This is a genomic window from Nostoc sp. UHCC 0252, assembly GCF_034931145.1.
Lineage (GTDB): Bacteria > Cyanobacteriota > Cyanobacteriia > Cyanobacteriales > Nostocaceae > Nostoc.
Map to the genome: position 1 here is coordinate 17,971 of NZ_JAYGHE010000082.1, position 11,590 is coordinate 29,560.

Genomic DNA, 11,590 nt, shown 5'->3' on the forward strand with positions numbered 1-11,590 from the left:
ACGTCTCCACATCCAAAATTCATACCTAGATTCAGCAACGCCAAGTTTATTATTGGGCGCTGACTACGAGTTGATTCCAAGCTTTGACTACTGCTTGTAAATCTTTTGGCAGGTTATTCAGAGAAATATCGTTATATCGAACCGTACCCTCAAGGCTTGTAAGAGTGAAGGTGATATAGTCAGCAGCACCACTGGGGGCTGGGTAACTCAGATTCTGGAACTTTCTAAATTTAGAACGTTCTAAATATCTCTGAAATTGTTGGACTTGTTGCCTAGAAACACGGCGAACACTACGTTCTGAATCGTTAGCATCACCAATCCGCACACGAATCAATCTCCCATCTTTGAGTAAAACAGTCTCGTAGGTTCTGCCAGCAAAACCACCACTGGAGATTTGCCGAAATACTATATCTCTATCTAACGGTGGTGGTAACTCGCTAGCTGGAATTTGCACGGGAGACAGTGTACTTTCGCTAGTCTTTTCATTCAACTTGACTACGGAACCTGTTTCATTAGTATGATAAACCAAGGTTTGGTTAACCCCACGGACAACTACCTGCCAGCCTGATATCAAAGCTTGGGCACAAAGTTCATTAAGATTACCTAATTCTAAACATCCATCTCTCCAAGTTTGCTGTTGAGCCTGAATGATGGTTAATTTAGAAATTGGCTGTTGCAAACGTCTGGCTGCGGCTTGCAAAACAACGTTTCTTACAGATACGGGTAATTTATCAGAGGAAGTGTCTGGCGAAGCTAAACGCAGCGATCGCCCGTTACTATTAGTATGATAAACCCAGTTTTGTTTGCCATTAGATACCACAATCCGCCAACCAGGAACTAACGCTTGGGTACAGAATTCATCAGGTTGAGGCAGTTCCAAGCAACCATCGCGCCAAGTCTGTTGATTATAATCAGTAATTTGCAATTGTCTAGTTGAAATTCCCTGTCTGCGGGCTAAATCCCGCAGTACCGCATTAGCTACTGGACGTGGCAAACGGCTTGATTTAATATTCTCTTTGAGTTCATTGCTTGTTTCTAGTGAGAAGTTAGCAGAAGCACCCTTAGCATCTTTTATTAGCGTTAAACCGCTAGCAACAGACAAAATTCCAGTCAAAATCAAAGCCGTAAAAATTCGTGCTTGATTCTTATTTAAGTAGTTTTTCAGCATTGATTTCATAGTAAGATAGAAATGTTAATCAAGAGTTTTATAACTCAAAAATAGTGTATACTCACTAATAGACAATAAAATATATAATTCCATTTCACCAGTTGGAATTAATTTAGTATGTGTCTTCTGAAACAGATATAAAGACAGACGCTGACAGACAGATTGTTTGTTCCTTATATAAATTCTGGATGAAAATTTACTCGCTCAAAATCAAACAGCTTTCTACGAGGCGCTGCGCGTAGCAAAATCCCGATAAAAGGATGTTTGAAAAGCCCTATTGTCGGTAACAAAAGTTTAGATTCTTCTAAATCCTCCGATAATTGGGAGACTTTGACTTTATTTTTTAACGTTTTTGCTCGATGAGCAAGCTAACCGAACCATATAGAGTAATAGCGTAATTTCATCAAGGCTGTTACATTGGTTTTTCGGTCTAAATAGCATGACTGTGCTTTGGGAGAAGCCCGTACTGCCTGACCAAGGTAGCTCACTAACTACAAATTAGTATAAGATTGCTTTGGCGGTAGCGATCGCATTTTCCGCACTCTCCACAATATGAACATTTTCTGGCGACAGCTTTTTGAAGAAAAGTTTGCCTTCTTCATCGTTAGTCAATAAAATTACTTGCTTATTTGCTTTCAAAGCTAGAGCAATTTCTGAAGCAGTTCCTGCACCCATACCACAGGCAATTACTACATCACTGGTGAGAATATTAATATTGTTTCTAGCATTCCCCATGTCTGTGAAAATAGCAATATCCACTGAAGGGGAAATACCATCCTGATTATAATCGCCCGGAAGAATACCAATGGTTAAACCGTCAGCAGATTTTGCGCCTTTATTTACTGCATCCATTACTCCTACATTTCTACCGCCAGTAAGTAAAACCCATCCTTGTTTGGCAATGAGTTGACCTAGTGTATAAGCATTTTGCAAATCATTTGCTGTCGCATTTTCTCCTCTGCCCATGACCCCAATAATAATTTTTCTCATAGAATTACAGAATCAGTAAGGTAATGAGCAAGAGCCAAAGTACAATATATTAATTTGGTCATTAAAACAATATCTGCAATCGTCTCCAGCCGAAATCATTGGAGAGCAAAAGCCAAGTCACTTTCAATTAACTTAGCACCTGTTAGGTTAACCCCACTCAAATCGCAAAAGTGAAATTTTGCCCCTCTTAGGTCTGCAAATGATAGATTCGCTCCTGTTAAATCTGCATTAGTGAGGTTAACTTCACTTAAGTTAGCCCTACTTAGGTTAGCCCCTTTCAGCGAAGCTTGTTGCAGGTCTGACTTGGTTAAGTTTGCCCTCATTAGGTATGCTTCACTCAAGTCGACTCCACTTAAATTAGCTTGGCTTAAGTCTGCTGCCGTTAAATCTGCTTTACTTAGATTTGCTTGACTTAGGTCTGCCCAACTCAACGCAGCATAACTTAGGTTAATTTCACTCAGCTTTACTGAAGCAAGTACTGCACACCTCAAGTTAGCATTAATAAAATATCTTTCTCCTATTGCATAACGGCGTAAAATTTCATCAGCTGTTACTCTCTCTAAAACAGCTTTTTCAGCGCCTTGATAACACCACTTAGCTTCTAAGAGTTTGGCGGCAGTGTTAACAGCTACCTCATCACACTTAGCAACTATCACACCATTACAGCCATCCCACTGACCGTTAAGCATAAGGGCAATCTCATTAGCGGCAGCAATTGAGTCAAATAGTAAAACAGATTCTTTATGCTGTTTTAACCAGCTATTCCAGCCAATCGAGATAATATTTTTCATTTTTATAAGCTTTGGCACGTTAAGTAACGATTACGGCTCTAACTTTCAGATATTAAGCACGGTAGTACCGTTTCCCTACACCTTGCAATAAATCTTGTACCGTATCTGAATGGGAACCGCTATATTTTATCTCTGCATTAAGTTATCGGTTTGGAGTTAGTTCTACCAGCACCAAAAACTGGGGTTCGTTTTTCAAAACTAGCTCTTTTGTGAAGAAGCGCTGTACAAAGACTTACAACCTAGATTCCGCCCATTTACAGCGCCCAGTCACAAAAGAGTTACAATTGCCTGAAGTACAAATGTCTTCAAGAACTAAGTTCTAAGCAGCCGAATCTGAGCGTTCTATTTGCTGGCGAATGGTATCAATAGAAGCATTAATACCAGCAAGTCTCGACTCCAAATCATCTCGTATCCAAATTAAGAATTTTAATTTCCGCTCTAAGCTGCCTTTGTGCGAAATGGGTTCGCTTCCATAACAAGGATTACCCCAAAAAGGAAACATAGTTTACCTCTGTCTTTAGCTTTTGTAAGAATGCAATATATTGCACCATTACATTCTGACTAATAACAATCAGACTGATGTGGGTAATAACCGACCTAAATTGTACGTGCTTAACGAACTTTATTAAAGCCTTTGGCAATTGAATTGTTTGATCTCTTTTCTTTTAATTTTATCTATAATCTATAACATGCAGAAAGTATCGACGAAAAAGCCACTAACTAGCCTGTAAAAAATTTTGTAATTCATTTCAGACAATATTAAGCGCTGATGGCTTGTTGTCCAAATTCAATTAACTGATTCTGAGGTAATTCAAATCTAATGGTAGTAGCTGCCCAGTCTTTGAAATCTGGTGCTAGCCAAACCAGCTTGCGGAGAATTTCATCATTGACCCATAACACCAACGGGAACCGGAACTGTTTCCGAAACTCATCTCGCATAATGTTGGTACTGATGATGAGTTGGTTAATTTCAACCACAGACTCTAAACCCCTTATCATCAAAGCTTCGGGTTGAGTAGCACCGATGGCGCTTGTAATAGCTGTATACAATGTGTCTGTTACTGGTGAGAGCAGGATTTCATGAACGTCAGCTGATGAAAATTCTGTTAACACATTCAGTACTTGCTGCTGCCTTTCAACACCGTTACAACAAGCTAATATCAGCGAAAACTCACCACCAGAAAGCCTTATTGCCCTTGCCAGCCTCGTAGTGGCTGCTGTACTGCTAGCTGTACCGTTTTCCGAATCACTTAAGCTGATCATTAAAAAATCCTACTTACTTTGAATTTTAAAAATACTTGGCTAATATTCAGTTATTTTACCCTATGATTTTTTCTTCAGAAGTGTTAGACGGGTAATTTTGATGAAGTTTTTCTCTAAATACCAAGCATAATAATACGCATTTTCTAGGGAAGGAGTATGTAGTATATTATTTGATGCTTACAATCAAGTGATAATGTAAAGATAGCATTAAAATCATGTAAGCAAAAGATAATGCAAGTACGAAGCAGTATTAAAAAAATAGTAATTTAATTACACTCTATTTTCCTAGATTTTGGCATCCACCTTTAGCTACAACTATTTTCACGGAACAGACCATGCGGTAGGGGCACAGGATTGCTGTACCCTTACGAGAGATGTGGTTCAAATACATGAAAACTGCTGTAAGTAATTATTTCCTAAACTAAGGTTAAAAAAGTACTCGGTATTATTCTAACAACAAACTTTGGTAAGCGTAAAAAAAGTTAACTAACCAATGGCTTTGATGTTGCCTACGGTAAGCTGCCTACAAATCATTTCTCTTGCGAAACTATATTCGGGTGGGTGTAGAGCAGTGAAATGGTATTAAGTAACAATATAAAAATCTGTCGTCATAAAAATTAACTTATCCGTTTGATATGACTTAGGAATAGCCCTTTCAAGGTGATGAAATTTAGATATGAAAATTAGTTAGTTCAACTTTCAAAAAGCCCAAAAATTTAGACTTTAGATGAATTGCCTGATAAGTGCGATCGCAGTACTCTAGATGTGCTTTGGTATTAATCAAGATATTCGCCCACTTACTGCTCGGTCATCAGGAGAATAAAATGGGAGAACACGTAGGACAACACAAAAAAGCTACCACAGGCTCCTTCTCAATATCTACACTCAAGCAACCAACACGTGGTTTTGATTTAAACTCTCCTGGTGCTTCGTCCCAAGCAACTACTGACGTGCAACTTAAAAATGCTTTAGGGCACGACATCAGTCGAATATCACTGCGTCCACAAACAAAACTCACAGTTAACCAGCCTGGAGATGTTTACGAGCAGGAAGCGGATAAAGTAGCACAGCAGGTAATGCAGAGGATGAGCGAACCTGCTGGAAATCAGCAATCTATTCAACGGGAGGAATTGCTGGAGGAAGAGGAAGAATTACAAATGAAATCCCTGGCGGGTTCTGATATTTCGCTGCAACGAGAAGAATTGCCGGAGGAAGAGGAAGAATTACAAATGAAATCCCTGGCGGGTTCCAATATTTCGCTGCAACGAGAAGAATTGCCAGAGGAAGAGGAAGAATTACAAATGAAATCCCTTAGTGCTTCGCCTCAAGCAGTTACCGGGATGCAACCTCTTACCCACGACATTAGTCGAATGTCGCTACGTTTACAAACAAGACTCACAGTTAACCAGCCTGGAGATATTTACGAACAGGAAGCTGATAGAGTAGCACAGCAAGTCATGCAGAGGATGAGCGAGCCAGGGAATCGCCAATCTATCCAAAGGGAAGCATTGCCAGAGGAAGAAGACCAATTACAAATGAAATCTCTGGTAGATTCCATCACTCCTGTAGTGCAGCGTAAAGGTGGAGGAGGGATAGCAGCAACATCTGAGCTAGAAACTTCTATTCAACAAGCACGCCAAGGCGGACAGCCACTCTCAGACGATATCCGTCAACCAATGGAGGTGGCGTTTGGTGCTGACTTTGGTGGTGTCAAAATCCACACAGATAGCCAATCTGACCAACTTAACCAATCCGTCCAAGCGCGGGCTTTCACCACCGGACAGGATATCTTCTTCCGTCAAGGAGAATATGCTCCAGAAAGTAATGGAGGTAAGGAATTACTTGCTCATGAGTTGACTCATGTTGTCCAACAAAACGGCGGTGCAGTTCAACCGAAAACACTTTCTAACGAGACGGTAAAAAAAAACAAAATACAGACTAAATCCCTCCTGACCTCACCTGCTGACTTTCAACCAGCAATTCAGCGTCGAGAGAATCCGCAGCAAAAAACCGAGCAAGATAAACAAGGACAAGAGCAAGTAGGTTTGAAGCCTGACACTGAAAAACCACAAGAGCAGCGTCAGGACTCAGCAAATCGAAATGTGGCGGTAGCTTCGCCTCCAGCAACCGGAGCGGGTGCGGCGGCAGACTCTTCTGGAACACCACCAGCAAACCAAAACAACAAGAATTCTCAGAAACAAACTCACACAGAGCAGCCAGCAGAGCCGAAGGCTAAACAGGCTAATCCTGAACACGGAGAAATGCAAGGTCAAGCGGCGGCAGGAAAAGCTGGAGTAGGAACAGCACCGAGTGCAGGAAAAGGTCTAGGATCAGCAGAAGCAGGTGGAGAAAAGGCTCCTGCCTCTGCTAGCGATGACCCAGGCTTCCAAGCAGTAGTCGGCACAACGAAAGAGGTCGCAGCAGAGCAGAAGAAACACGAACCAGCTAAAAACAAAGCTCAGGAAGCCCAAGGTGCTGCCGAACCTCCGAGCAACGAAGTAGGCAGCAAAGCGCAAGCTAATCAAGTTGGTGAGATGGGGCAGGCTGAAACTCCAGCATTTGACGCAACCGCCTTCAAAGTCAAACTGATGGAGCGGATTGCTGATATGGCTCCCAAAACCTTAGAAGAGGCTGACGAGTTTAAAAATAACAACAAACTTGACTCGGTTAAGGGCGATTTGAGCGGCAAAGTTGATGAACAACAGAAAGCTTCTCAACAGCCATTAGAAGAGAAAGCAAAAGAAACGCCTGACACCAGTGGCATTGAGTCGAAAAAAGTCACGCCACTGCCACAGACTAATTCTGGAACTCCTCCATCAGACATCGATGCCAAGAAAGCAGCACCCAAGTCGAAGGGTAAGAGTCAAGTTGAAGCCCCGTTGCAAGAAGAAAGCAAAAAGCTTGACCAGCAAATGGTTGAGGCGAATGTTACCGAAGAACAACTAGCGAATTCCAACGAACCAGAATTTCAAGCAGCACTTGCAGCTAAAAAAGACGCACAAACAAATGCGACACAAGCCCCGCAACAGTACCGCCAGCAAGAGCAAAACCTGCTAACAAATGCTCAAGCCACTGCCCAAGCTACCGCCCAACAGCAGTTGCAAGCAATGCACGGTACACGTACTCAACAGCTAGGTCAAGTTGGAAATCAGCAGGTGGGAGCTAAAGGCAAAGATGAGCAGGCAAGGGCTAAGGTTGCTGGTGATATTAATAAAATTTACGACAAGACCAAAGGCATCGTTGAAAAAACTCTCTCTGATTTAGATAGCCAAGTTCAGCAAGAGTTCGATGGCGGAGCAGCCGAGGCGAAGAAAGTCTTTGAGGATTACGTTGACCAACGGATGAAGGCTTATAAAGACGATCGCTATAGCGGTGTTATCGGCAAAGGAAAATGGCTTAAGGATAAATTGCTCGGTATGCCTAGTGAGGTGAACGCCTTCTATCAAGAGGGACGGCAGCTTTACATCAATAGAATGGATGGTGTAATCAATAAAGTTGTTGCCATTATCAGCAAAGGGCTAACCCAAGCAAAAGCGGAAATTACCAAAGGTAAGCAGGAAATTCAAAACTATGTTGATCAATTGCCTCAAGACCTGAAAGCAGTTGGTCAACAAGCAGCAGCAGACATTGAAAGTAAGTTTGATGCGTTGGAACAAAGCGTCAAAGATAAAGAAAATGAGCTAATTGAGACTCTAGCGCAGAAATATCAAGAGAATTTGGAAGCAGTTGATGCCCGCATTGATGAGATGAAGGCGGCAAATCAAGGTCTAGTTCAAAAGGCGTTTGATGGTGTTGTAGGAGTTATAAAGACGATCATTGAACTGACCAAAATGCTCATGGGGGTTTTAGCGCGGGTTGCTGGTGTAGTCGAGCAAATCCTTAAAGACCCGATTGGTTTCTTGGGCAATTTGATCCAGGCGCTCAAGCAAGGCTTCCTGAACTTTATGAATGGTATCGGTAAGCACTTGCAGCATGGGCTAATCGGCTGGCTGACCGGCACGATCGCAGAAGCTGGTTTTGAGATGCCAGAAAAGTTTGACCTCAAAGGGATCTTTAGCTTGGTGTCACAGGTTTTAGGGTTCACCTATCAGGTAATCCGAGCGCAGGCTGTGAAACGATTAGGCGAGAAAAAGGTCGGCTATCTAGAACAAAAATTCGAGATATTTCAAATTTTGGCCGGCGAGGGGATAGCTGGTATTTGGCAGTTTGTCCAAGACAAGATGGGTGATTTGAATGAGTTGGTGATTGAACCCATCAAGAACTTTGTGATTGAAAAAGTGGTTATTGCCGGGATAGAGTGGGTAATCAGCCTACTTACCCCAGCCTCGGCATTTGTGAAAGCTGCTAAGGCGATTTATCAAATTATTAGCTTTTTCATCGAACGCGCCCAGCAGATTGGAGACTTAATTAACGCCATTTTAGATGCTGTGAGTGCGATCGCTTCTGGTGCGATCGACCAAGCTGTTAAGGGCGTTGAAAATGCCTTGGCTAAATCGCTACCTGTGGTTATCAGTTTCCTCGCAAGTCTTCTGGGCTTGGGCGGCATTGCTGGGAAAGTTCAGGCAATTTTCCAAAAACTACGCAGCCCAGTGGAGAAAGCAGTTGATTGGATAATTGACAAGGGTGCTAAGGCTGCTAATAAAGTTGGTAACAAGTTCAACGATAGTAAGGCTGGTAAGAAGTTCCACGCTGTTAAGGATTCGGCGAAGGAGAAATACAAAGCTGGGAAGCAGTGGGTTGAAGATAAGAAAGAAACTGGTAAGCAGTGGGCTGAGGATAAGAAACAAGCCAGTAAACAGTGGCTTGAGGATAAAAAGCATAACAGCAAATATGGCAAGCCCGATGAGCGATCGCCAAAGCAAAAGCAAGACGACCTCGATAAGGGTTTGGCGGAAGCTCATGAATTGATCAAGGATGACAATACATCTTCTAAAGCAGTCAAGAAGGGTTTAGCAAGTATTAAGTCCAAATATCAAATGGCCTCACTTGAGTTGGTAGTCAAGAGCCAACATGATGCCAAAGAAACAGTCTATGTCAAGGGGAAGGTTAATCCTACAGGAAAAACGGGTGACGAAGAAATATTGGGCGATCCGGAAAACCTGAACGAGAAATCTGTGGAAGTTTTGGTTAGGGAAGCAGATACTGATTGGAAAAAGGTAAAAGCAAAGTACTTAGCCGATCCTTCAACAATGAGAAAAATCATTGCTTTCCGCGAGCAAGAGGTGAACGGAATTACCCTGCAAGTAAAAGCACGATTGAGTGACGATCGCCTCAAAGCCATAGCTCTTGGAAGTAAAGATTTAACTTCTGACCTAGATATAACTTTCGATGCTAGTGGCAACCAATCGCTAGAAATTAAAGCAGTGAAGCTATTCAACCAAATTTTCCGCCAAAGATGGGGTAAAGAGTCCGGTACTGTTTTCGATACAAATGTTTATACGACTGGACACATGCCAGTTGGCGAAGGCAAAGAACAGAAAGAACAAGATAAAAAAGAAACAGAATGGCAAATGACTCAAGGAGGTAAAAATTCTTCTCAAGAAATTCAAGACATCATGTCTCTGCTTAAAATAAGACGTTTCTTATCTGATGCTAAGTGGAAAGAATATAAACACAACACAGTCAATGGTATTAAGAAGCAAGATCAAAGATTAAAAATGATCGGTCGCTTCACGGAGGTTGATTCCCTTTACAAACAAACTAATATTCAGATGGAGCGCAAAATTGATGAGTTGAATCAAGGAGTTAAAAATCTTAATCTCAGCATCAAAGATAGGGTTAAGCAGATCAAAAAGAGAAACTCGGATGCTGAAATGGAGGCTAGTAACCGACTGTATGAAGAGTATCTCGAAAAAGTTGATCGGATATTCCAAGAACTTCAGCAAATCAAGCAAGAGGTTACAGAAGCAGGAGTACGAAGCAAAAAACAATCACAGAAACTGGATAAACTAACTCTCGAATTGCAGCGATCGCGTAGCATGGCACTTGTATTTGCCAATGAAGCTTATCACACAGGCGGAGCAGTCGAGCATGTAGTGCTTAACCAGCAGATGAAGTTAGACATATCTATTACGAATCAGCAATACTTGCAGTCAATCAACGAGCAGACAGGCTTCGCGGTAGAGCAAATTAATCATAGTCAAAACGTAGGTACAGCTCTTTGGAAAAGTGCTAAATACGTTGATCGGCTATGTGATGCGATCGCCAAAATCGATATACAAAATTTCAAACGACCGCAAGAACAAGAAAAATTGTCGCAATTGGCAAAAACACTGCTGCAAATTAAGAAAGCGCAAGGTGACTATCAAAACTTGACGACAGATGAAGAGAGATCACAAGCAGCTAAGAAAGTCGGTAGGGCTAATGGATATACCTCTAGAGAAGCATGGTTACAAGCTGTGTTGAACTTGAACCAGGAAGTCAATCAAGAAATTCGGAGTAAAATGCCTAAAAAGACAAATAAAACGAATCAAGATAGAAATTAAAACTCCAAACGCAACAAATATATGAACCCAAGGTTTTGTTATATAATTCTGCGCGATCTGCCAAAAGAAAAGGTACAGATAGATGCAGATATTTATGAGGTTGAAGGTGGTTTTCGAGGCTTCAAAAACGTTATTCCGGGGTTTCATTATGTGGGCGTGCAAGTCGAGCAAATATCTCAAGGCTTTTGGTGTTCGTTGCAACCAAATGAGGTTTTAGTAAAAGTTTTTAACCACACTTTGCAGCAATTTGAAGATGATGAACTAGAAACCACAACTCACTACCAAAAATTAGCATTAGCCGGAGCGATGGATCAAGTTTTAATACCTTACGATCCTGATTCTGGGGAAATATGGGAGAAATTAACTAATCATATTAATCATCAAAAATTTCCCCAAATTCGTCATCTTGAAAATTCAAACAGTGATTTGCTCTTAAAACAATCTCGCTTTGAACAGGCTTTATTTAATACCCACGGTGGTGATACGGAGGCTTTTATGAGTGAGTTTCAATTTACTTTTGCTCAATGGTACATCAACATTGAAGATTTAGAAGCATTAAATTGCTGGCGTGACCTGCTGCAAATTATTTACAATGCTGGCGAATCTGGTATTACCAAAGCACCTAATCTATTTTCTAGCTTGATTGACACCTTGTTGGTACAGTTGGACTGTTTACCAGAGGATATGTTTACACCTAACAGCTTTGTCACTAGCCAAGCCAGTTACTTGGCTGAAGACATGATTGACTCAGATATTGAGGGCATTGTCGAGAAAGGGCGTGAGTTTGAGGCTTATTTAGAGAAACGAGGGGTTTTGCCTAACTAATACCAATTTGACAAAAGAATGCTACAGATGGGTAGGGGCACAACATTGTTCATTAGTGTCAACTTAAC

Annotated in this window: 7 protein-coding genes; 2 read left to right on the forward strand and 5 right to left on the reverse strand. The window is 41.5% G+C overall.

Going from position 1 to position 11,590, the window contains the following annotated elements; genetic code table 11:
• Nucleotides 1-49: 49 nt before the first annotated feature.
• The 5 genes from VB732_RS30135 to VB732_RS30155 all read right to left on the reverse strand — a co-directional run bounded on the left by VB732_RS30135 (nt 50) and on the right by VB732_RS30155 (nt 4,212).
• Nucleotides 50-1,177, reverse strand: a complete 1,128-nt coding sequence (locus VB732_RS30135) for a hypothetical protein (RefSeq protein WP_323234529.1) — start codon at nt 1,175-1,177, stop codon at nt 50-52.
• 489 nt (nt 1,178-1,666) lie between these two features.
• A complete protein-coding gene (locus VB732_RS30140; protein ID WP_323234530.1) occupies nt 1,667-2,158 on the reverse strand; it encodes a cytochrome in 492 nt (163 codons plus the stop codon).
• A 95-nt stretch (nt 2,159-2,253) separates the two neighbouring features.
• Nucleotides 2,254-2,949 (reverse strand): pentapeptide repeat-containing protein, encoded by a 696-nt coding sequence (locus tag VB732_RS30145; protein ID WP_323234531.1) that lies wholly within the window; start codon nt 2,947-2,949, stop codon nt 2,254-2,256.
• 319 nt (nt 2,950-3,268) lie between these two features.
• A complete protein-coding gene (locus tag VB732_RS30150; RefSeq protein ID WP_323234532.1) occupies nt 3,269-3,451 on the reverse strand; it encodes a hypothetical protein in 183 nt (60 codons plus the stop codon).
• Nucleotides 3,452-3,708: 257 nt separating this feature from the next.
• Entirely contained in the window at nt 3,709-4,212 is a 504-nt protein-coding gene (locus tag VB732_RS30155) for a hypothetical protein (protein WP_323234533.1), read from the reverse strand.
• Nucleotides 4,213-5,036: 824 nt separating this feature from the next.
• Between VB732_RS30155 and VB732_RS30160 the strand changes: the two genes are divergently transcribed.
• The gene (locus VB732_RS30160; RefSeq protein ID WP_323234534.1) at nt 5,037-10,697 is read left to right on the forward strand and encodes an eCIS core domain-containing protein; all 5,661 of its coding nucleotides are present in this window, start codon (nt 5,037-5,039) and stop codon (nt 10,695-10,697) included.
• A 21-nt stretch (nt 10,698-10,718) separates the two neighbouring features.
• Entirely contained in the window at nt 10,719-11,522 is an 804-nt protein-coding gene (locus tag VB732_RS30165) for a hypothetical protein (protein ID WP_323234535.1), read from the forward strand.
• Nucleotides 11,523-11,590: the final 68 nt, after the last annotated feature.